Origin of the sequence: Azospirillum sp. A23 (assembly GCF_042938965.1) — a bacterium.
Taxonomy (GTDB): Bacteria; Pseudomonadota; Alphaproteobacteria; order Azospirillales; family Azospirillaceae; genus Azospirillum; species Azospirillum melinis.
The window spans coordinates 1,105,601-1,130,442 of sequence record NZ_CP170666.1; the positions used below are offsets into that span (position 1 = coordinate 1,105,601).

Consider the following 24,842-nt stretch of genomic DNA (forward strand, 5'->3'; position numbering starts at 1 on the left):
ACCTTACTGGCGAAGGAAGCGGGCCTTGTCGGCCGCGAGGTCGAGGATGATCGGGGCATCCGGGGGGAGCAGAGCATCGCCCGCCTGATGCGGCGCGTCCACCTGAACCAGCTGTCCGCCGACATCCACCGCATAGCGGATGGAGGCGCCGAGGAACTCGCGGTGGCGGACGGTGCCGGTCAGCCGGGAGTGTCCGGGCACCGGCGGCTGGCCGTCGGCACGGATGGCGAGGTTCTGCGGCCGGAACATCAACTTGCCGCCGGTTTCCGCACCCGCCTCCGCCGGTAGCGCCACCGGGGTGAAGCCGGTGCCGACGAAGGCGCGGCCCCCGGCCCCGTCGTCCCGCACCGCGCCGTCCAGCACGTTGGCAGTGCCGAGGAAACCGGCGACGAACAGGTTTGCCGGATGGTCGTAGAGATCCTGCGGGGTGCCGACCTGCTGCACCCGCCCGTCCTCCATCACCGCGATGCGGTCGCAGATGGTGTTGGCCTCCTCCTGGTCGTGGGTGACGAAGATGGTGGTCAGGCCGAGCTTGCGCTGGAGGCTCAGCAGCTCCTGGCGCATCTGCACGCGCAGCTTGGCGTCGAGGTTCGAGAGCGGCTCGTCGAGCAGCAGGATCTTCGGCTCGATCACCACGGTGCGGGCCAGCGCCACGCGCTGCTGCTGGCCGCCCGACAGCTGGGAGGGGCGGCGGTCGGCCAGATGCTTCAGCCCGACCAGTTCCAGCGCGGCATCCACCCGGCGCTCGATCTCGGCGCGGGGGACGCGGCGCTCCTCCAGCCCGAAGGCGACGTTGCGGCGCACGGTCATGTGCGGCCACAAGGCGTAGCTCTGGAACACCATGCCGACGTCGCGCCGGTGCGGCGGCAGGCCGGAGATGTCGCGCCCGCCGATGCGGACCTCGCCGCGCTGGGCGGTGTTGAAGCCGGCGATCAGCCGCAGCAGCGTGGTCTTGCCGCAGCCCGAAGGGCCGAGGAAGGCGAAGAACTCACCGGGCTTGATGGCGAGGTTCACGTCCTTCAGCACATGGTTGCTGCCGTAGGACAGATTGACGCCCTCGATGTCGACGCCGACGCTCTCGATCTGGGCGGCGAGCGCTGCCGGGGAAAACTGGTGGTTCATGACGATGGTTTCCCTCAGTGGTCCTGGCCGCGGTCGCGGCGGCCGCGCTCGATGACGACGTGCGACAGGTAGGTGCCAAGCCCGACGATGATGACGGCGAAGATGCCCAGCGCCGCCCCCGGACCGCGCCCGGCCGCCGACTGCATGTAGACGTAGAGGCCGTAGGCCAGCGGCGCGTCGCTCTGCGAATGCACCAGCATGATGGTCGCCGACAGCTCGACCGCCGCGGTGGCGAAGCTGGTGACGAAGCCGGCCAGGATGCCGCCGGACATCAGCGGAACGACGATGCGCCCGACGGTGCGCAGCTTGGTGGCGCCGAGATTCTCGGCCGCCTCCTCCAGCGAGGAGCTGACCTGCTGCAGGGCGGCGGTGCAGGCGCGCAGCGCATAGGGCAGGCGGCGGATCGCCAGCGCGAAGACCAGGATCAGCCAGAAGTTGGACAGCGGCTGGCCGGTGAAGGGCATCGGCACCCCGTAGAAGCTGCGCAGATAGCCGATGCCCAGCACGACGCCCGGCACCGCCAGCGCCGCCATCGCGATGTAGTCCAGCCATTGCCGGCCCGGCAGCTTGGTGCGCAGGACCAGATAGGCGATGGCCGTGCCGATCACCACGTCGAGCAGCGCCGCCAGCGAGGCGTAGAGCAGCGTGTTGGTGATGTACTGCCCGCTCTCGGAGAAGACGGTGTGGTAGTGCTTCAGCGTGAAGGCATCGGGCAGCGGGCTGAAGGACCAGATGGTGGCGAAGGACAAGAGGCCGAGCCCGACATGCGGCGCCAGCACCAGCACCAGGATCAGCAGCACGATGCCGTAGGCCGCCACCATCTCCAGCGGCTTCAGGCGCCGCCTGGCCAGACCGCCGCCGCCGCGCTGCACGGTGGCGTAGTCCTTGCCGCGCATCGCCAGCGCCGACACCCAGAGGGCCAGCAGCGAGCAGGCGATCAGCACGACCGAGATGACGTAGCCCATCGGGTCGGCGATGCCGATGGAGGAGATGCGCAGGTAGGCCTGCGGCGCCAGCATGTCGTTGACGTTCAGCAGCAGCGGCGTGCCGAGATCGTCGAACACCTTGATGAAGACCAGCGAGGCGCCGGCGACGTAGCCCGGCATCGCCAGCGGAAAGACGATGCGGCGGAACAGGCGGAAGCCGTGGCAGCCGAGATTCTGCGCCGATTCCTCCATCGCCCGGTCGATGTTCTTCAGGCTGGCCGACAGGTTGATCAGGATGAAGGGGAAATAATGGATGCTCTGGACGAAGATGACGCCGTTCAGCCCCTCCATGAAGGGGATCGAGAAACCGAAATGGTCGCGCAGCAGCAGGTTGACCGAGCCGTTGCGCCCGAACAGCAGCTGCATCGCCACCGCGCCGATGAAGGGTGGCATGATCAGCGGGATGATGCCCAGGCTCTGGATCAGCACCGAGCCGCGGAACTCGAAGCGCGTGGTCAGGTAGGCGAGCGGCAGCGCCAGCAGGCTCGCCACCACCACCGACATCGCCGAGACGTAGAAGGAGTTCCCGAACGACCGCATGAACAGGTCGTTCTGGAAGAAGTCGGCGAAGTTCACCAGGGTGAAGGCGCCGGTCGTCTTGTCCTGGAAGGCGACGAAGATGACCTGGACGACCGGAACGACCAGGAACAGCAGCAGGAATGCGGCGATCAGCAGCGCGGCCAGCGCCGGCCCCGGCCGCACGCGCGCGATGCGGTCGCGCGTGAGCGCAAGTGACGTCATGGAAAGGCCTGTCGGCTGAGGAGAAAGGAGGGGGCGCGACCGGCGCGTCCCCCTAGGCTCGACGCAACCAGCGTCAGCGCAACGACATCAACGCGCCAGGGCAGCCGCCTCGTCGGCCTTCTTGCGGGCGTTGGCGTAGTTCTCCTTGGCGAAGGCGGCCCACTTCTGCTCGACCTGCGCCTGGCGCTCCGGCACCGCGTCCTTGGCCGACTTGCGCTCCACCGTGAACGCGCCGGCCAGCTGCGGGTCGGCGGCCTGCTCCGCCGTCACCGGCATGGCGGCGACGAGGTCGCGCGCCTCGCCCAGCAGGGCCTTGGCCTTGTCGTTCGGCTTCTTGGCGAGCGCCGCCTCGGCCTTGTGGATGGCCTGGGTCGCCGCCTTGAGGTCATCGAGCTGGAAGGTGACGAGCTGGTCGAACAGCGCGTCCACCACATTGTAACGGGCCTGCGAGACGTTGACGTCGAAGTTCACCTGCGCGCCCAGCGACTTGTCCTTGAACGGGTTGGGGTAGCCGGCGGGCGCCTTCTCATAGGTGACCGGGTTGACCGGCAGGCGGCGGATCGCCGGTTCCAGCAGAACCTCCTGCCCCTTGGGCGACAGCAGGAAATCGACGAAGCCCTCGGCGGCGGCCTTGTTGGGGGCGTTCTTCACAACGCCGACATTGGCCGGGACGATGGTGGTGACGGTCGGATAGACGAACTCGACCGGGAAGCCCGAGGCCTGCGACGACAGCGCGAAGAAGTCGATGACGATGCCGACGCCGAAGGCGCCGGAGTTCACCCCGTCCGGCACGCCGAAGCTGCGCTCGGTGATGGTGCGGTAGTTGCCGGCCATCTCCTTGTTGGTGCGCCAGCCCTTCTCCCAGCCCTCGCCCTGGAGGATCGTCTCGATGGTCAGGTGCGTCGTGCCGGAGCGCGACGGGGCGGAGATCGCGACATGGTCGTAATAGGCCGGCTTGGTCAGGTCGGCCCATTCCTTGGGGATCGGCAGGTCGTTGGCCTTCATGTAGCGGCTGTTCCACATGATGCCGTAGCCGGACGCGGCGAAGCCGGCATACATGCCCTCGGGATCGTTGACCGGATAGGCGCCGACCTTCTCGGGAATGCCGTCCACCTTGGGCTTGTAGGGCTGGAGCAGCCCGGCGCCCTTCAGCACCTCGAAGGCATCGGGGGCCGACGCCCAGAACAGGTCGACGCCGTTGTTGGACGCGGTTTCCTGGAGATACTTCACGCCCGCGTTGGTGTTGCGGTTCAGGATCTCGACCGTGACCTTGGGGTTGGCCTTCTGGTAGGCCTGCTGGAAGGCGGTCGTCATGTCCTTCGGGAAGGACGTGACGATGACCAGCTTGCCGCTGGCATCCTGGGCGAAGGCGGCGGTGCCGGACAGCAGCAGGACGGCCAGGGCGGCGGCGGCGTTGCGCAGGTTGCGTGTGACGGTGCGCGAGGTGCGAAGCATGGGTGTTGTCCCTCCCTTGATGTCTTATGCTCGCCACTTCAGCAATCGGCGTGCCAGATGGTCAGCCCTTGCACGCTCTGGCTTCGCGCCGCATCGATGGGTCAGGACGGGAACATCGCCCGGCTTGCCTGGGTAATGCGGGGAACATCCCCGCGCCCATTTGTTCACTCCTCCGTGAAATCGTCCCGGCTCAAGCCATGGTGGCGCATCTTCAGGTAGAGCGTCTTGCGGGTGATCCCCAGCCGCTCCGCCGTCTCGCCGACCCGGCCGCCGCAGCGGGCCAGCGCGTCCTCGATCAGCTGCTTCTCGACGCGGTCGAGCCGGTCGGCCAGCGGCTCGATCTCCGCCGATCCGGCCATTCCGGCAGTGCCGGCGGTGACGCCGACCGGTGCCAGCCCGTCGCCCAGCCCGAGCGCCACCCGCTCGGCGACGTTGCGCAGCTCGCGGACATTGCCGGGCCAGCCATGGGCGGCGAGGCGCGCCAGCATGGCGGGGTCGAGCGGCGGCGGGGCCCGGCGTGACCGCGCCAGAGCCGCGTCGAGGAAATGGCGGAACAGCAGGGCCACGTCGCCGCGCCGTTCGCGCAAGGGCGGCAGCGGCACGGTGACGACGTTCAGGCGGTAATAGAGATCCTCGCGGAACTTCCCCTCCGCCGCCAGCCGCAGCAAATCCACCTTGGTCGCCGCCACCACCCGCAGATCCAGCGGGATCGTCCGGTTGCCGCCGATCCGCTCGATCGCCCGCTCCTGCAACACCCGCAGCAGCTTGACCTGGAGATGCATCGGCATGCTCTCGATCTCGTCGAGGAACAGGGTACCGCCGGCCGCATATTCCAGCTTGCCGATGCGCCGCGCCTGCGCCCCGGTGAAGGCGCCCGGCTCATGCCCGAACAGCTCGCTCTCGATGATGGTGTCGGGCATGGCGCCGCAGTTCAGCGCCACGAAATTGCCGCCACGCCGCCGGCCGCCCTCATGCAGGCTGCGGGCGACCAGCTCCTTCCCCGTCCCGGTCTCGCCGAACAGCAGCACGTCGACCTCGGCGTCGGCGAGGTTCGCCACGGCTGCCCGCAGATGCTCGATGGCCGGCGAACGGCCGATGATCCGCCCCTCCGGCCCGCCTTCCGCCAGCTGCGCCCGCAGGCGGCGGTTCTCCAGCACCAGCCCGCGATGGGCGAGCGCGCGCCGCACCACCTCGACCAGATGGTCGGGCTCGGCCGGCTTCTCGATGAAGTCGTAGGCGCCCTCGCGGACCGCGCGCATCGCCATGGCGATGTCGCCATGGCCGGTGACCAGCACCACCGGCACCTCGGCATCCGCCGCGCGCACCCGCTCCAGCAGGGCGAAGCCGTCCATCCCCGGCATGCGCACGTCGGTCACCACCACGCCGGGCCAGGAGGCGCCGAGCCGGGCCAGCCCCGCCTCCGGCTCCGTCACCGCCTCGACGGCGAAGCCCTCCAGCTCCAGCGTCTGGCGGCTGGAATCGAGCACTTCCGGGTCGTCGTCGATCAGCAGGACAGTCATGGCAGAGACTTTCACGCGCGGGTCAAGGTGAGGACGAAGGCCGTTCCATCGGGGCCGCTCTCGGCCACCGACAGCACGCCGCCGAAGTCGCGGACGATGTTGTAGGAGATCGACAGGCCGAGACCCAGCCCCGTCCCCACCGGCTTGGTGGTGAAGAAGGGATCGAAGATCTGACCGACCGGATCGGCGGCGATGCCGGAGCCGCTGTCGCGCACCTCGATACGGACGGTGTCCTCCTCCCCCTCCACCGCCTCGGCGCGGATCAGGATGCGGCGCACCGCCGCGCCGGCCACGGCGTCCAGCGCGTTGCTCAGCAGATTGACCAGCACCTGTTCCAGCCGCACCTCCTCGGCGCGAACCCGCAAGGGCGTGCCGGAGGCGGGATCGGCATCCGGCAGCGCCAGCTCGACCGCGACCGCCTCCTCGCGCAGGCGGTTGCCGAACAGCGACAAAGCGCCCTGGATCACCGGCCCCAGTTCCACAGCACCCAGCCGGCTGTCGGGACGGCGGGCGAAGCGCTTCAGATGGTTGGTGATGTTCGCCATGCGGGCCGTCAGGTCGGCGATCTTGCCGAGATTGCCCTCGGCCTCCTCCACCCGGCCCAGCCCGATCAGCTTGCGCCCGTTGTGGGCGTAGGACCGGATGGCGGCGAGCGGCTGGTTCAGCTCGTGACCGACCCCGGCGGCGAGCTGGCCGAGCGCCGCCAGCTTGCCGGCCTGCACCAGCTCCGCCTGCGCCTCGCGCAGGTCGCGTTCGGTGCGCTGGTGTTCGGCGATGGCGCGCTCCAGCCGGTCGTTGGTGGCGCGCAGGTCGGTGGTGCGCTCCTGCACCGTGCGCTCCAGCACATGCTGGGCCTCCAGCCGCTCGGTCATGTCGGTGAGCGTGACGATGAACCGCTGCCGCTGGCGCCGCCAGAAGGGACGGACACCGACCTGCACCGGAACCGCGCCGCCGTCCGGCCGGCGCCCGGTCGCCAGGATGGACAGGGTGGGCGCCGGACCGTCGCCCCCAGCGGGCATCTGGGCGTGTGGCACCTGGGCGAAGAAGGCCGCGACGCGGGCGGCACCTTCCGCATCCAGACGGTCGGCGAGCCGCCCGGCGTCCTTTCCCTCTCCGGCCCCGTCCCGGCCGCCGGGCGGCGGCGCGATCAGCGCGGCGGCGAGCGGATTGACGAACTCGATCACGCCCTGCGCGTCGGTGATCGCCAGCCCGGCCTGGGCATTGTCGATGATCGCCTGGGCGTTCGCCTCCTCCACCGCGATGGCGGTGTCGCGGAAGACCAGCAGCGCCGCCGCCATGTCCGACAGCTCGTCGCCGCCGCCGAGCGGAATGTCGGCCTTGAGGTCGCCGGCGGCGATGGCGCGGGCGGCATCGCCCAGCCGGGTCAGCCGGGAGATCAGGTTACGGTTGACGTAGAGCCAGGCCACCAGCACCGCCACCAGCAGGCTGACCAGCGCACTCGCCAGCAGGGCGGAACGGCCGAACGCCACCGCCCCGGCGGAGCGGGCGGCGGCGGCGCGGGAATCCTGCTCCACCGCCTGGACCTGCCGGGCGATCAGCCCGTTCAGCCGGGCGACGATGTCGCGGTTCTCCGCCAGCAGGGACTGTCCGCGCGCCGCCGTCTCCAGCTCCTCCCGGCGCAGCGCCGGCACGCTGCCGTCGGCCCCGCGCGCGAGGTCGAGAAGCTGGCCCACCAGCTGCCGCAACGAGACGCCGTCCGCCCAGCCGGCCAGCGCCGTCAGGTCGCGTTGCAGCCGGTCGGCGGTCTCGTCCAGGAAGCCGGCATTGTCGTCGAGCAGCTCCGCCGTGGCGAGCGTCGCCGCCCGCGCGACCAGCCCGACCGCAAGGTTTCCGTTGGCGCCGATCTGCAACAGCGCCTCGCTGCGCCGGTTCTCCTCGCGCAGGATGCGGACGGCATCGGCCGACGGCTTTCCGCTCTCCACCGAGGCGAGCGCGCTCTGGATGTTGAAGCGGGCGTCGGCGACCAGCGGATCGATCTCGTCGAGGAAATCGGCATGCAGCCAGCGCAGCCGCTCGATGGCCTCCTGGTTCCGGCGGGCGAGCGCCAGCCTTTGGCGCACCGTGCCGTCCAGCGCCGTCAGATTGCGGCCGAGCGAGTCCACCACCGGGCGCAGGCCGGGAACGCCGCCCTCAATGGCGTCGGTCAGCGCCCTCAGGGTGGTCAGGCGGCGGCCGAGCGCGTCGCGGATCGCGTCCATCTCGTCCTCGGTCCGGCTGCCGGCCAGGATGGGGGCGGTGGCGATAATGGCGCCGCCCTCCTCCGCCAGCTTGGCGGCGACGCCCAGGGCCGGCAGGTGGCTTTCGGCGAACTCGTCCAGCGTGCCGCCCAACCGGTCGTAGGACAGCCAGCCGAGCGCGCAGGCCACCACCGACAAGGTGGCCACCGCGACGAAGGCGAGGAACAGCCGGGCACGGATGCCGAAGCGCGACCTGCCCGTACCGTTGCCCGGCCGGGCCGACAAGCCACCGGAGGAGGGCGTCGCCAGCGCGCTCACGGCCAGACCCCTTCGCCGGCCGCGGCGCGCAGGATCACCAGCGCGCGTTCCGCTGCCGACAGCGCCGTTTCCAGCCGGTCCTGCGAGAAGGCGCGCCAGTCCTCCTCCAGCTCGCCCTGCCGGGCGGACACCGGCATGCCGCGCGCCGGCCGGCGCAGGGCGGTGGAGAAGGCCGGGTCGATGGCCTGGGCGGCATCGACCGGAACCGCCGTCGCCGCCTCGCGGGCCGTGCGCAGCAGGTCGCGCGCGGTCGGATCGGGCGTGGCCGCGAGACGGCTCTCGCCCTGATGGATCAGGTGCCAGACACGGTTGAGCGTCTTCACGCGGAAGGTGATCAATTCGTCGAACAGCAGGTTGACCAGCTCATAGCGGCGGCCGGACAAAGCGCGGTCGAAGAGGAACAGGTCGTCGCCGGTCTCCCGCGCGTAAGGGGCCGGATAGCCGGCGGGGGCGGCGGCGTAGGCGTCGGGGCGCACCGGCAGGCGCCCGATGTCGGGGCGCAGCATCAGGGTCTGCCCGGCCGGCGACAGCAGGAAATCGATGAACAGGCTCGCTCCCGCCGGATTGGGGGCGCTGCGCAGGATCGCCACGCTGGCCGGCAGGAACACGCCGTCGGCCGGATAGGCAAAGCGCAGATTGCCGTTTTCCGGTGTGGTGTCGCCCTGCTCCCTGCCCTCGCGCGGCCCGGACTCCTGCCTCGTCCCCTGCCCCAGGAAATCGATGGCCAGCCCGATGCCGAAGCGCCCCTTGCCGACGCCCTCCACCACGCCATAGCTGCGCGCCGTCACGGTCGCCAGATTGCCGGCGATCTCCAGCCATGTCGCCCAGCCGCGCTCCCAGCCATGGAGTTGCAGAACCGTCTCCACCATCAGATGCATCGTGCCGGAGCGCGACGGCGAGGTGATGCCGAGATGCCGGGCATAGCCGGGCCGGCGCAGATCCTCCCAGCGGCGCGGGGCGGCGATGCCATGGCGGTCCAGATAGGACTGGTCCCAGATCAGCCCATATCCCGACAGCGCGAAGCCGAGATACAGGCCGTCGGGGTCGTCGATGGGCTGGTTGCCGACGGTCGCCGGGGCGCCGGTCGGACGCGGCGCCACGGGCGCCAGCAGCTTGGCGGCCTTCAGCACCTCGAAGGCATCGGGGGCCGAGGCCCAGAAGATGTCGACGTCCTTCGCCACGCGATCCTGCAGCTGGGTGATCGCCGCGGTCGTTTTGGTGTTGATCACATGCAGGCGTTGGTCGGGATAAGCCTGCTCGAATGCGTCGCGCACCGGCTCGTAGAAGGCGGCGGGAAAGGAGGTCAGGACGGTGATCGCCTCCGCCCCGCCCGGCAGCTCCTGGCCGGAAGCCCCGGCCCCCGGCAGCAGCAGGAAAACGCCCGCCAGTGCTCGCACCACCCAAACACCAAGACGACCGACCATGCTGCGTCCACCGACAACGACTTCCCAATGCGGGACAGCTTGCATGCGGCAGTATTGTTTTGATAGCCAGCAAAATTCCGGCCGATACTGGAGTCCGGTCTCAGCCCCGGCAGGTCAGCCGGCGCCGGTGACCGGCCGGCAGCGGCAGCGCGCCATGGACAGCCGCCAGGTCGCGCAGCCGCTCGGCCACCGGCGGTTCGAACGGGACGACCCGCCGCGTCGTCAGATCGGCATGGACGGACAGCTGCTCCATCGTCGCGGCCAGCGTGCCGTCGTCGGCGCGGCGCAGCTCCATCAGACTGACGAGACGCTTGGCGTCGGCCTCCAGCAGCCGCAGCGCCAGCGTCAGCGGCGTGCCGGCGGTCAGCTCCCGCTTGTAGCTGACCGCGACGTCGACCACGAACAGACCCTTCCGGGTCTCGCCGGTGTAGGTCTCCCCCAGCCCCCAGCGCTCCTGGAGGGCATAGCCGACCTCGTCGAACAGGGCGACATAGCGCGCCATGTTCATGTGGCCGTAGAGGTCGATCCACTCCTCCGCGACCCGCAACGGTCCGGAGGTCAGGATTTCGGTGGGAAGGGGCGGCAGGGCGGGACCGCTCATCCGAACACCCCCGCGTGGGTATCGCGAAGCTGCGCCTTCTGCACCTTGCCCATGCTGTTGCGCGGCAGCTCGTCCACCACCACCACGCGCTTGGGCTGCTTGTAGCGGGCGAGCCGGTCCTTCAGGGCGGCGGCGACGGTGGCCTCGGTGACCGGTGCGGTGCCGTCCGCAACCACGACGGCGACGACGGCCTCGCCGAAATCGGGATGGGGGATGCCGATCACGGCGCTTTCCAGCACGCCGGGCAGCTCGTCGATCTCGCCCTCGACCTCCTTGGGATAGACGTTGAAGCCGCCGCTGATGATCAGGTCCTTGCCGCGCCCGACGATGTGGACATAGCCCCGCCCGTCGATACGGCCGAGGTCGCCGGTGATGAAGAAGCCGTCCGGCCGGAACTCCGCCGCCGTCTTCTCCGGCATGCGCCAGTAGCCCTTGAAGACGTTGGGGCCGCGCACCTCGATGGCGCCGATGGCGTCACCCGGCAGCGGCGCGCCGGTTGCCGGGTCGGCGATGCGCAGCCCGACGCCCGGCAGCGGGAAGCCGACGGTGCCGGCCACGCGGTCGCCGTCATAGGGGTTGGAGGTCAGCATGCCGGTCTCGGTCATGCCGTAGCGCTCCAGGATGCGGTGGCCGGTGCGCTCCTCCCAGGCGCGGTGGGTCTCGGCCAGCAGCGGGGCGGAGCCGGAGACGAACAGCCGGATCGACCGGCACGCCGCTGGCGTCAGCCCCTCCTGGCCGAGCAGGCGGGTGTAGAAGGTCGGCACCCCCATCATCACCGTGGCGGCCGGCAGCCGGGCCAGCACGTCGGCCGGGTCGAAGCGCGGCAGCAGGATCATCGAGGCGCCGGATAGCAGCACGAGGTTGCAGGCGACGAACAGCCCGTGGGTGTGGAAGATCGGCAGGGCGTGCAGCAGCACGTCGTCCGGCCCGAAGCGCCATTCGGCCTGGAGCACCCGCGCGTTGGACAGCAGGTTCTCCTGCGTCAGCATCGCCCCCTTCGATCGCCCGGTGGTGCCCGAGGTGTAGAGGATGGCGGCCAGATCGTCGGGCCCGCGCGCGACGGTGGCGAACTCCTCCGGCTGTCCGGCCGCCGCCTCGGTCAGGCTGCCCTGCCCGCGCGCGTCCAGCGTGCGCACCGGGACGGTCCCGGCCAGCGCCACCGTGGCGTCGAGACGCGCCGGGTCGCAGACCACCAGGGCCGGTTCGGCGTCGCCGACGAAATAGCCCAGCTCCGCCGGGGTGTAGGCGGTGTTCAGCGGCAGATAGACCATCCCGGCCCGCAGGCAGGCGAGGTAGAGCACCAGCGCCTCGACCGACTTCTCGACCTGCACGGCGACGCGGTCGCCGGGACGCACGCCCGCGGCAGCCAGCGCGTTCGCCATGCGGCCGGTGGCGGCGCGCAGATCGCCATGGGTCAGACGCCCGCCGTCCGCCGTCTCGATGGCAAGGCGGGCCGGGTCGGTGGCCGGGTTCAGCAGATGGTCGAACAAGGTATCGGGCATGGTCGGGTTCCGCGATGGCCGGGAGCCGGACGGCGCCGCCCCGGATGGTGGAAATCAGGAGATCGAATCAGCCTCCGACGGCGGGAACACGTCACGCAGCCATTGCCGGATCGCGGCGATGACCGGCGTGTTCCATTTCTGCGCCGGGGCGATGAGGTAATAGCCGCCGATGGTGACGTCGCTGCGCACCATCTCCACCAGTTCGCCGCTGGCGAGGGTGTCGATGACCAGCAGGTCGCTGACCAGCGCCACCCCGCGCCCGAGCCGGGCGGCCTCGATGGTCAGATGGGCCTGCCACAGGCGGGGACCGCGCAGCCGCGGCAGGTCGCCGACGCCGGCCTCCTCCAGCCACGCCTCCCACATGCCGGTGGACTGCTCGTGGATCAGCGGCAGCCCGACCAGATCGGCGGGGGTCCGCACGTCAGGATAGCGCGCCTTGAACTCCGGGCTGGCGATGGCGAGGATGCGCGGCTTGGCGAACATCTCGGCGCGCAGCCCCTCGGCGACGGTGGCGGCGCCATCCTCCAGATACATGATCTCGACATCGGTCTCGCCGCGGCTGAAGTCGGGACGGGCGGAGGTCGGTTGCAGGATCACCTCGCGCCCGGCCATCGCCGCCTCCAAATCCGGCAGGCGGCCGAGCAGGCGGCGCGAGGCAAGACCGGCGAGGCAGCAGATGTGCACCGCCTCGATCCCGCCGTTGCGCAGCTCGTTGCTGGCGTCGGCGATCAGATCGAAGGCGCGGTGCATCTGGGCGGCGAAGCGGGTGCCCTCGCGGGTCAGGGACAGGCCCCGCCCCGATTTGGCCACCAGCTTGACGCCGACGGACTGCTCCAGGTTCTGGATGTGGCGGGACACCACGGTGTGCGACACCGCCAGCTCGTCGGCGGCGGCGCGCACGGTGCCCAGCCGGGCGAAGACGTCGAAGGCGCGAAGCGCGAGAAGCGGAGGAAGGCGGCGCGCCATGCGGGGCTGGGTCATCGGGACGGTGTAAGGCGGGACGGTGTGAGATGGGTCGGATCCGATGCCATCATGAAGCATTTTCGCCAGCACCGCACGCGCGCCGTTTCCGGCCATTTCCTTCGGCACGCGCCCGTCCGTCATCACACCACCGCGGCGGTGCGCAGCGCCTCGATGTCGGCGGCGGCGAAGCCCAGCTCGGCCAGAATGGCGTCGGTGTGCTCGCCCAGCCGCGGCGCCGGGGCCTCGGCCGCCAGCGGAGCGCCCTGCATGTGGATCGGCACGGCGGCGAAGCGCTTGCCGGAGTTCGGCGGCACCTCCACCACCATGCCGCGGTGGACCACCTGCGGGTCGACCAGCGCGTCGGCCACGCTGTTGATCGGGCTGGACGGCACGTCGGCCGCCTCCAGCCGCTCCAGCCACTCGTCGCGGGTGCGGCCGGCGAAGACCGGAACGAGCAGCGGCTCAAGCTCGGCATGGTGGGCGTTGCGCAGGGATCCGGTGAGGAAGCGCGGGTCGGCGAGCAGATGTTGCAGCCCCATGGCGCCGACCAGCCGCTCCCACTGCTCGTTGGTGTCGACGCAGACGGCGATGGGCTTGTCGGCGGTGGGGAAGGACTGGAAGGGGGCGATCAGCGGATGGCGGCTGCCCAGCGCGCGCGGCACGTCGCCGGCATTGAGGTAGCGGGCGATGGCGTTCTCCATCAAGGCCAGCTGGCAATCCAGCATCGCCACGTCGATGAAGCTGCCCTCCCCGGTGGCGGCCCGCTTCTGCAAGGCCGACAGGATGCCGATGGTGGCGAACAGGCTCGACCCGATGTCGCCGATGGAGGCGCCGACGCGGGCCGGCTGGCCGCCGGGCTCGCCGGTGATGCTCATCATGCCGGACATCGCCTGGGCCACCACGTCGAAGCAGGGCCGGTGGCGGTAGGGGCCGTCCTGCCCGAAGCCGGAGATCGAGGCGTAAACCAGCTTCGGGTTAACCGGCTTCAGGTCGTCGTAGCCCAGCCCCAGCCGGTCCATCGTCCCGGCCCGGTTGTTCTCCACCAGCACGTCGCTGGTGGCGACGATGCGCCTGAAGATCTCCTTTCCCTTTTCCTCCTTCAAGTTGAGCGTAAGGCTCCGCTTGTTGCGGTTGACGCTCATGAAGTAAATGCTCTCGTCGTCGCTGAAGGGGGCGATGACGCGGGTGAAATCGCCCCTGCCCGGACGCTCGATCTTGATGACGTCGGCGCCCAGCGCGCCGAGCAGCCAGGTGCTGTAGGGGCCGGCCAACATGTGGGTGAGATCGACAACGCGCACGCCGGCCAGCGGGCCGTCCCGGCGTTGGGTTTCCGTGTTGGTCATGAGCGGTCCTTCGGGGCTGCCGGGCATCGGTGGTCCGGGCTGGAGATGGCCGCGCCGCAAGGCGCCGGCAGGGGTTTGGACGGGAAAGGCATGCCCAAAGGCTTGCGCCGCGGCGCTCCGAAAACAATCGCTTAGTTTGGCCCAATCCGGTGCAGCAAACGCACCGGACGGCCGCCGGTCATTGGTGCGCCCCATGCACCGGAGCGCGCACTTTTTTCTGCTTGTGACACGGAGGGTGTCCGGTATTCTCGATCTTGCCGGGAGCGCACCGGCGGCGATCGAGTTCTATGATGGATGCCGGGACATCTTCGCGTTCCCCGTGCCGCCCCGTCGCCTCGTCTTCCAATACTTGTTCGATGGACCCCTCTTTGCACGCCGACGCCCCACCGCCGGCGCCAGGGCTCCTGCAACCGTGAAAGGACGACCAGCGCGTGAAGCACCTTTCGGGCAAGACCGCCATCGTCGGCGCCTATGAGTCCCCCCGCCGGGACGCGCCGCGCGTCCATCCCTTCGCCCTCCAGATGGAGTGCATCCTGGGCGCGCTCGACGACGCCGGGCTGACGCTGACGGATGTGGACGGGCTTTGCGCGGCGTCCGGCGACTGGGCCGAGGGCGGCGGCACGATGGACGTCATCGAGCTGGCCGAGTATATCGGCATCCAGCCGACCTATGTGAACAGCACCGATGTCGGCGGCTGTTCCTATATCCTGCAGGCCGGTCAGGCCGCCGCCGCCATCGCCACCGGGCTGGCCGAGGTGGTGGTCATCAGCTATGCCGCCTGCCCGCGCTGGTGGCCGCTCTCCACCCCCTCCTTCGACCCCTTCGTCTTCCCGGCCGGGCCGGGCCAGTACGAGATTCCCTATGCGCCGACGCTGATCTCCACCTACGGGCTGTTCGCCCGCCGCCACATGGACCTCTATGGCACCACGCCGGAGCAGCTCGCCCAGGTGGCGGTGACCTTCCGCGAGCACGCCGCCGCCAACCCCCAGGCCCGGCTGCGCAAGCCGATCACGGTGGACGACGTGCTGGCCTCGCCGATGATCGCCTCGCCGCTGCACCGGTTGGACTGCTGCGTCGTCACCGACGGCGGCGGCGCGGTGGTGATGACCAGCCGGGAGCGGGCGCGCGATTTGAAGCGCCGCCCGGTCTATCTGGCCGGCTATGGCGCCGCCGTCGCCCGGACCCAGAACAGCCAGATCCCCGACGACCTGACGACGCCCGCCGCCCTGTCCGGCCCGCGCGCCTTCGCCATGGCCGGGATGACCCCCGCCGACATCGACGTGGCGCAGATCTACGACGCCTTCACCATCACGCCGATGCTGGCGCTGGAGGATCTGGGCTTCTGCGGACGCGGCGAGAGCGGCGCCTTTGTCGAGGCCGGCAATCTGGCGGCCGATGGCGGCAGCCTGCCGACCAACACCGACGGCGGCGGCCTGTCCTCCAACCATCCGGGCAAGCGCGGCATCTTCACCCTGATCGAGAGCGTCCGCCAGCTGCGCGGCGACGCCCCGGGCATCCAGGTGCCGGACGCCAAGGTCGCGCTGGCCCACGGGCTGGGCGGCACCTTCTGCTCCGCCGCCACCGCCATCCTCGCCGTGTAGGTGATGCCATGACCGCCATGACCGTTCTGCCGATCCCCGACGAGACTTCGGCCCCCTTCTGGGAGGCGGCGCGCGAGGGACGCTTCCTGATCCAGCGCTGCCCGGAGACCGGCCAGTACCAGTGGTACCCGCGCGCCCACTCCATCCACGCCCCCCACGCCACCCCGGACTGGGTCGAGGCGAGCGGGCGCGGCGAACTGCTCTCCTACTCCGTCGTCCATCGCGGCAACAGCCGCGGCGATCCCTACACCTGCGCGCTGGTCCGGCTGGAGGAAGGCGTCACCGTCTTCTCGCGGGTCGAGGGCATCGCCGAAGGCGATCTTCGCGCCGGCCTGCCGCTGGCCGTCGCCTTCCACCGCCTGGACGAGACCATCAGCCTGCCGGTTTTCCGGCCCCCCGTTTCCCGGCCCCCCGGCGACGCATCAGGGAGCGACGCATGACCGAGACCATCCACCTCGACGACATCGAACCGGGCGCCCGCGCGCTGTCCAGCCGCGTCACCGTGACCGAGGCGCACATCGTCTGGTTCGCCGGGCTGACCGGCGACTTCAACCCGCTGCACATGGACGCCGAGGCGGCCAGGGCGAACGGCTTCGGCCGCACCATCGCCCACGGCATGCTGACCCATTCGATGAGCACCGGCCTGCGCTCCGCCATCGACGACTGGGCGATCCTGGCTTTCCTGGAGACCCGCCGCCGCTTCGTCGGTCCGGTCTTCGCCGGAGACACCATCCAGTACGAGGCGGAAGTGCTGGAGGTCCGCCCCAGCGCGTCGAAGCCCGACCGCGGCATCGTCCGCGTCGGCATCACCGTCCGCAACCAGACGGGCGGCACGGTGCAGGAGGGGGAGGATGTCTTCTCCATCGCGCGTCAGGTCAAGGGGCAGGTGACGGCATGAGCATGCAGGACCGTTTGAAGGGGCGCACGGCCTTCGTGACCGGCGGCGGCGGCGGCATCGGCCGCGCGGTGTGCGGGCGGCTGGCGGCCGAGGGCGCTGCCGTCATCGTCGCCGACATCGGGCTGGAACCGGCCGAGCGGGTCGCCGCGGACTTGCGCGACGGCGGCGCCGACGCCTTCGCCGTACAGCTCGACGTGGCCGACCGGGCGAGCTGGGAGGCGGCCGTCGCCGCCCTGCCCGAGCCGTTCCGCGCCGTCGACATCCTGGTCAACGTCGCCGGCATCGTCCGCGACCGCTCGCTCGTGAAGATGAGCGACGCGGACTGGAGCGCCGTCCTCGACGTCAACCTGCGCGGCACGTGGCTCGGCTGTCAGACCGCCTTCAGGCTGGTCGGCGACCGCGGCTGGGGCCGCGTCGTCAACATCGCCTCCACCGCCATGCTCGGCACCTTCGGGCAGGCCAACTACTCGGCCTCCAAGGCCGGCGTGGTCGGGCTGACGCGGACGGCGGCGCTGGAAGGCGCCCGGCGCGGCATCCTGGTCAACGCCGTCGCCCCCGGCGTGGTCGAGACCAGCATCGTCGAGGGCGTGCCGGAGGCGATCCGCGCGCAATGGGTCGGCAAGACCCCCATTGGCCGCCTCGGCAAGCCGGAGGAGATCGCCTCCATCGTCGCATTCCTGGCGTCGGACGATGCCTCCTACATCACCGGCCAGACCATCGTCGCCGACGGCGGCGCCACCACCGGCGACTACTGAGCACGAAGACCAACGAAGCCGAAAACGGCATCCACGCAACACCGAACAGGGACGACGAACATGACGGACATCTCTCGCCGCGGGCTTCTGAAGACGGGTGGACTGGCCGGGGCGGCGCTGCTGTCCGGCGGCCTCGCCGGAACCGGCTTCGCCCGGCTGGCGGCAGCACAAGACGATCCGCTCTACGCCGCCGCCCGCAAGGAAGGCGCGCTGACGCTCTATTGGGGCTCCTACGAGCAGCAGACGATGGAGGCGATCCGCGACGCCTTCAAGGCGAAGTATCCGGGCATCGAGGTCCAGCTTCTCCGCCAGGCCTCGCAGACCGTCTACACCCGCCTGCGGCTGGAATTGCAGAACGGCGTCGCCGAGTGCGATTCCCTGGGCACCACCAACCTGCTGCACTACACCGAGCTGAAGAAGATCGGCGCGCTCGCCGCCTACGATCCGCCCGACGCGGCCATGCTGCCCACCGCCTTCAAGGGGCTGGACAAGGATGCCATGTACCATGTCGGCGCCATCAGCCTGACCAGCATCAACTACGCGCCGGGCAAGGTTTCCGCCCCGCCGGCGAGCTGGACGGCGCTGCTGGAGGACCAGTGGAAGGGCAAGATCACCACCGGCAGCCCCGCCTTCTCTGGCGACGTGGCGAGCTGGGTGGTCGCCATCCGCCGCAAGTACGGCGACGACTACCTGCGCCGCTTCGGCCAGCAGAAGCCGAAGGTCGGCCAGTCCAACGTCGACACCGTCACCGACATCCTGGCCGGCGAGCGCGTCGTCGGCTCCGGCGCGCCCTTCAGCTACACGCTGACCCAGAAGGCGGCGGGCAACCCCATCGACGTCAGCGTGCCGACCGACGACGCCATCCTCAACCTCGGCCTGACCGGCATCCCGGTGAAGGCGCCCCACCCCAACGCCGCCCGGCTGTTCACCAACTTCCTCTATTCCAGGGAGGTCTCCGACATCCTGTCGAAGAACTACTGGCCGACGCTGCGCACCGACGTGGCCTGGGCCGAGGGCCGCTCGCTGGACCAGTTGAAATGGTACCGCAACAGCGGCGACGACCTCGCCGCCGAAGTGGCCGAGGGCATCGCCAAGTGGAAGGAGCTGGTGCGCTAACCTCCCCGAAAGGTTCCAAATCCCGGACCGGCGGCGGTTGCCACCCGGCCGCAGGTTCGGGAACACTTCATCATGCTGGGCCGCAGGGCCCATCCCTGGCAACGGGAGGCGGACCCAATGGGGGTCATTTCAACCAGTTCCCGCGACGCCGAATCCCGTCCCGTCATGGCGCGGGTGCCGCTCGTCAAGGCGGCGGTCCTCGGTGCCGTCATCCTTCTCCTGGCGCTGCTGGTGGTCCAGCCCTTCGGCTGGGTGCTGTTCAACAGCCTGCACGACGACGCGACCGGCGCCTGGACCCTGAACAACTACGCCCGCGTCGTCCAGTCGGCCGAGCTGATCGAACCGCTGGTCAATTCCCTGATCCTGGCCGCCGCCACGGCGCTGATCGCGGTCGGCATCGGCGTGCCGCTGGCCTGGCTGGTGTCGCGCACCGACCTGCCGTTCCGCCGCACCATCCGCGTCCTGACGCTGACCGCCTTCGTCACCCCGTCCTTCATCGGCGCCACCGGCTGGATCCTGCTGGCCGCGCCCAACTCGGGCTGGCTCAACACCGCGTGGCGCTGGCTGGCCGGCGCGGATGCCGGGGCGCCGCTGAACATCTATTCGATGGCCGGCGCCATCTTCGTCTGCGGCATCTACACCGTCCCCTACAGCTTCACCATGGTGTCGAGCGCGCTCGACGAGATGGCGGTGGAGCTGGAGGACGCGGCGACGACGCTCGGCTGCGGGGTGCTCCGGACGATGGTCAGCATCACCATCCCGCTGGCCGCACCGGCGGTGATCGCCAGCTTCATCCTGTCCTTCATCCAGGGTCTGACGCTGTTCGGCGTCCCGGCCTTCCTGCTGACGCCGACCGGCATTCCGGTGGTCACCACCAAGCTGGCCGAGTTCTACCAGCTCTTCCCGCCGGAGATTTATCTGGCCGCCGCCTACTGCATGCCGCTGCTGCTGGTCACCGGCGCCCTGTTCTGGATGCGCCGCCGCTATCTCGGCCGCAAGCAGTACGTCACCATCTCCGGCAAGACGCGCGCCGGGCGGCAGATCCGGCTCGGCGGCTGGCGCTGGCCCGCGCTGTTCCTCGCCCTGCTGATGCCGCTGCTGTCGGTCTTCCTGCCCTACGCCGCCCTGCTGCTGGTGTCGCTGACCCGCGCCTGGGGCCAGGGGCTGAGCTGGGAGAACCTGTCGCTATACTGGTACTGGTGGGCGATCTTCGGCAATTCGGAAACCCACACCGCCATCGTCAACTCGCTGGTCTATTCGACGCTGGGGGCGACGCTGTGCGTGGCGCTCGGCACACTGGTCGCCTACATCGTCGAACGGCGGCTGATGGTCGGCGCCTCCCTGCTGGGGGCGGTGGCGACGGTGCCCATCGTCATCCCCGGCATCGTCCTGTCGGTCGGCTTCTTCGCCGCCTACACCCGCGCGCCCCTCAACCTCTACGGCACGCCGCTGCTGCTGATCGCCGCCTTCGCCGCCACCTTCCTGCCGATCGCCTATTCCCATGGCGGGTCGATCCTGAAGGGCATCGGGCCGGAGCTGGAGCGCGCCGCCCGCAGCCTGGGCGCCGGCGAGGCGCGGACCTTCCTGTCCATCACCCTGCCGCTGATGGGCGGCGGGCTGGTGTCGGGCTGGTTCCTGGTCTTCATCCCGATCATCCGCGAGCTGTCGGTCGCCGTCTTCCTGATCACGCCGAAGACCAACGTGATGACCACGCTGATCTACAACGCCAAGGACGGCGGCAATTACGAAGCCGTCTGCGCGATGAGCGTCCTTCTCCTCCTGATCACGCTGTTCCTCGTGGCGGTCGCCCGCCCGCTCGCCGGGTTGACCGGCGCGCGGCGCACCTCCCGCAAGACCGCCACGGCGGCCGGAGTTCCCTCATGAGCGGCATCCGCATCACCAATCTGCGCAAGTCCTTCGGCAGCTACACCGCGCTGCGGGGCATCGACCTCCAGGTTCCCAACGGCACGCTGCTGGCGCTGCTGGGACCGTCGGGCTGCGGGAAATCGACCACCCTGCAATTGCTGGCCGGCTTCGAGGCCCCGACCGAGGGCGAGATCTGGGCCGACGACGTGCTGCTCTCCTCGCCGCGCGGGGTGCTGCCGCCGGAGCGGCGCGGCATCTCGCTGGTCTTCCAGAACTACGCGGTCTGGCCGCACAAGACGGTGGCCGAGAATGTCGCCTTCGGGCTCAGCATCCGCCGCCTGCCCAAGGCCGAGATCGCCGAGCGGCTGACCCGCGCGCTGCGCACCGTCCGGCTGGAGAGCCTGCGCGACCGTTATCCGTCCGAACTGTCGGGCGGCCAGCAGCAGCGCGTCGCGCTGGCCCGTGCGCTGGTGGTGGAGCCCTCCATCCTGCTTCTCGACGAGCCGCTGTCCAACCTCGACGCCCATCTGCGCGAGGAGATGCGCTTCGAGATCCGGCAGGTCCACGACCTTCTGGGCATCACCACCGTCTATGTCACCCACGACCAGTCGGAGGCGCTGGTCACCGCCGACCGCATCGCCGTGATGAAGGCGGGGGCGGTCCAGCAGTTCGGCACGCCCGAGGATGTGTTCGAGCGGCCGGCCAACGCCTTCGTCGCCCGCTTCATCGGCTCGAACAACGAGCTGCCCGGCACCGGCGAGGGCGAAGGCAGCATCCGCATCGGCGACCGCGTGCTGACCGCTCCGGACCGCAGCGGGGTGGCGCGCGGCGGCTCCGTCTCGCTCTGCGTGCGCCCCTCCAAGGTGCGGCTGGACGATGACGGCGGCCTGTCCTGCAACAGCCTGCCCGGCACGATCGTCCGCTCCGCCTATCTCGGCGAGCATCGTGACGTGCTGGTCGACATCGGCGAGGGACGGACGATCCGCGCCTTCGTGCCGCCGGAGCGGCGTTACGGACCAGGAGCGGTGACGACGGTCCATCTCCCCATCGACGCCTGCCAGATCCTGGCCCCCTCCGCCTGACGGCCTTCCCCCTGGCGGCGTTTCCCGACCGCCTTTCAAGGATATTCTCGATCATGACCGATCCGACGATCGGCGCCCCGACGGGCGCCGCCCCCGATACTGTCCCCGAAATCCTGACGGAGCGGCGCGGCGCGGTGGAATGGGTGATCTTCAACCGTCCGCGTGCCCGCAACGCCATCACCCCCTGGATGGAGGACCGGCTGATCGAGATCTGCCGGGCGGTGGATGCCGATCCCGGCGTGAAGGCGCTTGTCCTGACCGGTGCGGCCGGCGACAAGCCGGCCTTCATGGCCGGGGCCGATCTGTCCTGCCTGCAAAGCGTCTCCTCGCCCGAGGATTTCGCCATCCTGGAAACCCGCGCCGAAGCGGCGGCGATGGCCTTGGAGGCGGTGCGCGTGCCGACGGTCGCCGTTCTCTCGGGCCCCTGCATCGGCGAGGGGGCGCTGCTGGCCTCCAGCTGCGACGTGCGCATCGCATCGCCGTCGGTGCGCTTCGGCTTCCCCATCGCCCGCACGGTGGGGAACTGCCTGAGCGTCAAGAATCTGGCGAGGCTGTCGATGCTGCTCGGCACCGCGCGGACGCGGGAGATGATCTTCAGCGCCCGCCTGCTGGTCGCGGCCGATCTGGCGGCGGCCGGGGCGGTGCGCACCGTCGTCGCCGGCGAGGAGGAGCTGACCGCCCATGGACAGCAAGTTGCCGAGGAGTTGGCCGCGCTGGCCCCCCTGACCCTTTGGGCGACGCGCGAGGGGCTGCGCCGGCTGCGCGACCACAGCCTACCGCGGGACATCGACGGCGACCTGCTGCGCCGCTGCTACTTGTCGGCCGACTATCAGGAAGGCATCGCCGCGTTCCTGGACAAGCGCCCCCCGGTCTGGAGCGGAAACTGAGGATCGTGCGGATTTGAAAAATCAGCGCCAATCCTTCGCAGACGCCGGGCCTTCGCCGGTCTCGGCCAACCGTGAGTAGCGTGCCGGCGAAACGCCCTGGAAGCGCGTGAAGGCGACGGTGAACGTGTTGGCCGAGCTGTAGCCGACACGCTCCGCAACCTCCTCGACCCCGAATTCGCTGTCCCGCAAAAGCTGTTTGGCCAGCGCCATGCGCCAGGAGAGCAGATACTCCATCGGCGCTACGCCGACGACCCGGTCGAAGCGGGCAAAGAAGGCGGATCTCGACATCCCCGCTTCGGCGGCGAGTTCCGCCACCGTCCAGCTGCGGCCCGGCTCGGCGTGCATCGCGCCCAACGCGTCGGCCAGCCGCGGATCCGCAAGCCCGCGCGCCAGGCCCGGTGCGCCCTCCACACTGCCGGCGCAGCGGAACGCTTCGATCAGCAGCACCTCCAGCAACCGCTCCAGGACGAGGTCGCGGGCCGACCTGCGCGCCTGCGATTCATCGCTGACGAGCTGCATCACCGTCAGAAGACGGGGTTCGCCCCGGACGATCACCGTGCGGGGCAGCAGGGGCACCAGAAGCGGGGCGTCGGGTGAGCCGAAAACGCAGTGCCCGACCTGCATGCGCAAATCCGGAGACCCTTCCGCACATCCGGCCCGGAATTGACCGGGCCCGATCTCCGCCGGCCTTTCGAACACACCGGGCGGCGGCGGCACCGGACTCTCGTTGATGAGTTCCTGCATGGCCGGGACCATGACGAAATCCCCGGCTTCGAGCATCGTCAGCGTGTGGCCGTTCACCATCATCCGGCATTTGCCTTCCAGGATCGCGCAATAGAACGGCTCTCCGGTGCCCTCGCGCCGGATGCGCCAGGAGCCGGCACATTCCACGAATTTTGAAAACCGCGCGGCGGGTTTCAGGAGACTGACGACTTCGGCAAGCGGATCGACGCGCAAATCAGGACCATCTGCGTAGAAATGAGGACGCTCAACCGTATACCGTCCTGCCCCCTCTGGCTAGCATACAGGCCGCACCCATGAAACGAGGCCTCTCATGTCCACCATCCTCATCACCGGCTGCTCATCCGGCTTCGGCCTTGAGACCGTCCGGCTCTTCCTCGACCGCGGCTGGACTGTCGTCGCGACGACGCGCAGCGGGCGCGCGGATATGCTGCCCGCGTCCGAGCGTCTGCGCGTCCTGCCGCTCGACATCACCGACCGGAGCAGCATCGATCGGGTGATCGGCGATGCCGGTCCAATCGACGTGCTGGTCAACAATGCCGGTTTCGGCGCACCCGTCCCGGTGGAGCTGACGAGCCCGGAAACGGCGAAGTCCCTCTTCGAGACCAACACGCTCGGCACGCTGGCGATGCTCCAGGCCGCACTGCCGCAGTTCCGCGAACGCCGTGCCGGCGTGGTGATCAACGTCACCTCGGCCGCCCTCCTCAAGCCGCTGCCGCTGATCGGCGTCTATCGCGCGAGCAAGGCCGCGGTGGATGCGTACACCGAATCCCTGGCGGTCGAACTGGAGCCCTTCGGCATCCGGGTGCATCTGGTGATGCCCGGCCGTTCGCCCGAAACGAAGTTCGGCGACAGCGCGCGCCGGCATCTGCGCGGCCTCGACGACCCCGATTACCAGCCGCTGATCGAGCGCATGCTGACGGGAATGCGCAACAGCGCGGGTCCGGTGACCCATGCCGGGGATGTCGCCCAGGCGATCTGGCGCACCGCGACCGATCCCTCGGCGCCCCTGCGCATCCCCGCAGGCGCCGATGCCGAAGCATGGATGGCCGAGGCCGACTGAACTCCGGAACACCGCGAAGCCGAGGGTGGCTGCGCGGAACCGCCGCTTTACGGTCGGGGGCCGGGCCGCCCCAGGAAGCTTGCAAGGCCGGAACGGCGATGGCTGAATCGATGGTCGGTCAATCGTGGGAGGAGATGCGGATGGACGGGGCGCAAGTCATGCCGGTGTCGCTGTCTCCGCCCACCGATCCGGCCATCCGCTGGGCCGGTCGCCTGCTCGCCATGGTGGGCGAGCTTCACAAGGTCGGGTACCAGCGCCTCAGGATCGCGCCCGGCATGGCCCCGTCCGGATGCCATTGGCGCTGCCACGTCACGCCGGCGGGCAATGTGGCCCCGAACGGGTGGGAGCCGCTCGATTGGAGCCGGCAGGTCGCCAGCTACAGCACGGGCCAGAAGGACCGCTATTTCGGATGGGAGGATTCGGCGCAGGATTCCGCCCGCCATCTCGCCGCGAAGTTCGTCGAGCGGTTTCCCGGGATCGCCCGCGACGGCCAGGGTGCGGATTGGGCCTATGCCGGCTGGTATGTCGCCATGCTGGGGGGCGCCGAGCATGGCACCTTTCCGGTCTTCTTCGCCGATTACCCGGTCGAAATCGCCCGCGGCCGGCTGCCCCCGCCGCCTTGAGCGGCGCAACGTCCGACGCGACATCCGACGCGGCCGG

At 70.0% G+C, this 24,842-nt stretch carries 21 protein-coding genes; 10 read left to right on the forward strand and 11 right to left on the reverse strand.

The annotated features are described in order from the left end of the window. Positions 1-3: 3 nt before the first annotated feature. From ABNQ40_RS13930 to ABNQ40_RS13975, 10 genes are all read right to left on the reverse strand, one after another. The gene (locus ABNQ40_RS13930; protein WP_109046881.1) at positions 4-1,122 is read right to left on the reverse strand and encodes an ABC transporter ATP-binding protein; all 1,119 of its coding nucleotides are present in this window, start codon (positions 1,120-1,122) and stop codon (positions 4-6) included. Positions 1,123-1,136: 14 nt separating this feature from the next. Further along, positions 1,137-2,849, reverse strand: coding sequence for an iron ABC transporter permease (locus tag ABNQ40_RS13935; protein ID WP_109046880.1), 1,713 nt, complete (start codon positions 2,847-2,849; stop codon positions 1,137-1,139). A gap of 87 nt (positions 2,850-2,936) precedes the next feature. Next, complete coding sequence (locus ABNQ40_RS13940; RefSeq protein WP_109046879.1) at positions 2,937-4,304, reverse strand: extracellular solute-binding protein; 1,368 nt, start codon at positions 4,302-4,304, stop codon at positions 2,937-2,939. A gap of 164 nt (positions 4,305-4,468) precedes the next feature. Next, the gene (locus tag ABNQ40_RS13945; protein ID WP_109046878.1) at positions 4,469-5,824 is read right to left on the reverse strand and encodes a sigma-54 dependent transcriptional regulator; all 1,356 of its coding nucleotides are present in this window, start codon (positions 5,822-5,824) and stop codon (positions 4,469-4,471) included. A gap of 11 nt (positions 5,825-5,835) precedes the next feature. Continuing rightward, positions 5,836-8,340 carry an ATP-binding protein gene (locus ABNQ40_RS13950; RefSeq protein ID WP_247879425.1) on the reverse strand — a complete coding sequence of 835 codons (2,505 nt, stop codon included), beginning with the start codon at positions 8,338-8,340 and terminating at the stop codon, positions 5,836-5,838. Beyond that, the gene (locus ABNQ40_RS13955; RefSeq protein ID WP_109046877.1) at positions 8,337-9,764 is read right to left on the reverse strand and encodes an ABC transporter substrate-binding protein; all 1,428 of its coding nucleotides are present in this window, start codon (positions 9,762-9,764) and stop codon (positions 8,337-8,339) included. The genes ABNQ40_RS13950 and ABNQ40_RS13955 overlap by 4 nt, the downstream gene beginning before the upstream one ends. Before the next feature lie 100 nt (positions 9,765-9,864). Continuing rightward, complete coding sequence (locus ABNQ40_RS13960; RefSeq protein ID WP_109046876.1) at positions 9,865-10,365, reverse strand: thioesterase family protein; 501 nt, start codon at positions 10,363-10,365, stop codon at positions 9,865-9,867. Further along, positions 10,362-11,867: a malonyl-CoA synthase gene (locus ABNQ40_RS13965; RefSeq protein WP_109046875.1), complete on the reverse strand. Its 1,506-nt coding sequence runs from the start codon at positions 11,865-11,867 to the stop codon at positions 10,362-10,364. Before ABNQ40_RS13965 ends, ABNQ40_RS13960 begins: the two co-directional genes overlap by 4 nt. Before the next feature lie 54 nt (positions 11,868-11,921). Next, positions 11,922-12,833, reverse strand: a complete 912-nt coding sequence (locus ABNQ40_RS13970; protein WP_391346943.1) for a LysR substrate-binding domain-containing protein — start codon at positions 12,831-12,833, stop codon at positions 11,922-11,924. A gap of 137 nt (positions 12,834-12,970) precedes the next feature. Then, positions 12,971-14,173 carry a CaiB/BaiF CoA-transferase family protein gene (locus ABNQ40_RS13975; protein WP_247879424.1) on the reverse strand — a complete coding sequence of 401 codons (1,203 nt, stop codon included), beginning with the start codon at positions 14,171-14,173 and terminating at the stop codon, positions 12,971-12,973. Between the two features lie 431 nt (positions 14,174-14,604). On the opposite strand from ABNQ40_RS13975, the gene ABNQ40_RS13980 reads away from it, so the two are divergent. The 8 genes from ABNQ40_RS13980 (at position 14,605) to ABNQ40_RS14015 (ending at position 22,378) form a co-directional block, all read left to right on the forward strand. After that, positions 14,605-15,774: an acetyl-CoA acetyltransferase gene (locus tag ABNQ40_RS13980; RefSeq protein WP_109046873.1), complete on the forward strand. Its 1,170-nt coding sequence runs from the start codon at positions 14,605-14,607 to the stop codon at positions 15,772-15,774. A gap of 8 nt (positions 15,775-15,782) precedes the next feature. Then, entirely contained in the window at positions 15,783-16,214 is a 432-nt protein-coding gene (locus ABNQ40_RS13985) for a Zn-ribbon domain-containing OB-fold protein (RefSeq protein WP_109046872.1), read from the forward strand. Beyond that, positions 16,211-16,672 carry a MaoC/PaaZ C-terminal domain-containing protein gene (locus tag ABNQ40_RS13990; protein WP_109046871.1) on the forward strand — a complete coding sequence of 154 codons (462 nt, stop codon included), beginning with the start codon at positions 16,211-16,213 and terminating at the stop codon, positions 16,670-16,672. The genes ABNQ40_RS13985 and ABNQ40_RS13990 overlap by 4 nt, the downstream gene beginning before the upstream one ends. Further along, the gene (locus ABNQ40_RS13995) at positions 16,669-17,427 is read left to right on the forward strand and encodes an SDR family oxidoreductase (protein ID WP_199235180.1); all 759 of its coding nucleotides are present in this window, start codon (positions 16,669-16,671) and stop codon (positions 17,425-17,427) included. The genes ABNQ40_RS13990 and ABNQ40_RS13995 overlap by 4 nt, the downstream gene beginning before the upstream one ends. Positions 17,428-17,487: 60 nt before the next feature. Beyond that, the gene (locus tag ABNQ40_RS14000; RefSeq protein ID WP_109046869.1) at positions 17,488-18,543 is read left to right on the forward strand and encodes an extracellular solute-binding protein; all 1,056 of its coding nucleotides are present in this window, start codon (positions 17,488-17,490) and stop codon (positions 18,541-18,543) included. A gap of 117 nt (positions 18,544-18,660) precedes the next feature. After that, positions 18,661-20,427, forward strand: a complete 1,767-nt coding sequence (locus ABNQ40_RS14005) for an iron ABC transporter permease (protein ID WP_199235179.1) — start codon at positions 18,661-18,663, stop codon at positions 20,425-20,427. Beyond that, entirely contained in the window at positions 20,424-21,491 is a 1,068-nt protein-coding gene (locus ABNQ40_RS14010; protein ID WP_109046868.1) for an ABC transporter ATP-binding protein, read from the forward strand. The genes ABNQ40_RS14005 and ABNQ40_RS14010 overlap by 4 nt, the downstream gene beginning before the upstream one ends. Positions 21,492-21,544: 53 nt before the next feature. Beyond that, positions 21,545-22,378, forward strand: coding sequence for an enoyl-CoA hydratase (locus tag ABNQ40_RS14015; RefSeq protein ID WP_109046867.1), 834 nt, complete (start codon positions 21,545-21,547; stop codon positions 22,376-22,378). A gap of 21 nt (positions 22,379-22,399) precedes the next feature. Here the strand turns inward: ABNQ40_RS14015 and ABNQ40_RS14020 are convergent, their stop codons facing one another. Next, positions 22,400-23,335, reverse strand: coding sequence for an AraC family transcriptional regulator (locus ABNQ40_RS14020; protein ID WP_109046866.1), 936 nt, complete (start codon positions 23,333-23,335; stop codon positions 22,400-22,402). A gap of 97 nt (positions 23,336-23,432) precedes the next feature. Between ABNQ40_RS14020 and ABNQ40_RS14025 the strand changes: the two genes are divergently transcribed. Further along, positions 23,433-24,182, forward strand: a complete 750-nt coding sequence (locus ABNQ40_RS14025) for an SDR family oxidoreductase (protein ID WP_109046865.1) — start codon at positions 23,433-23,435, stop codon at positions 24,180-24,182. A 140-nt stretch (positions 24,183-24,322) separates the two neighbouring features. Further along, positions 24,323-24,805 carry a hypothetical protein gene (locus tag ABNQ40_RS14030; protein WP_146255353.1) on the forward strand — a complete coding sequence of 161 codons (483 nt, stop codon included), beginning with the start codon at positions 24,323-24,325 and terminating at the stop codon, positions 24,803-24,805. The last annotated feature ends 37 nt before the right edge of the window (positions 24,806-24,842 follow it).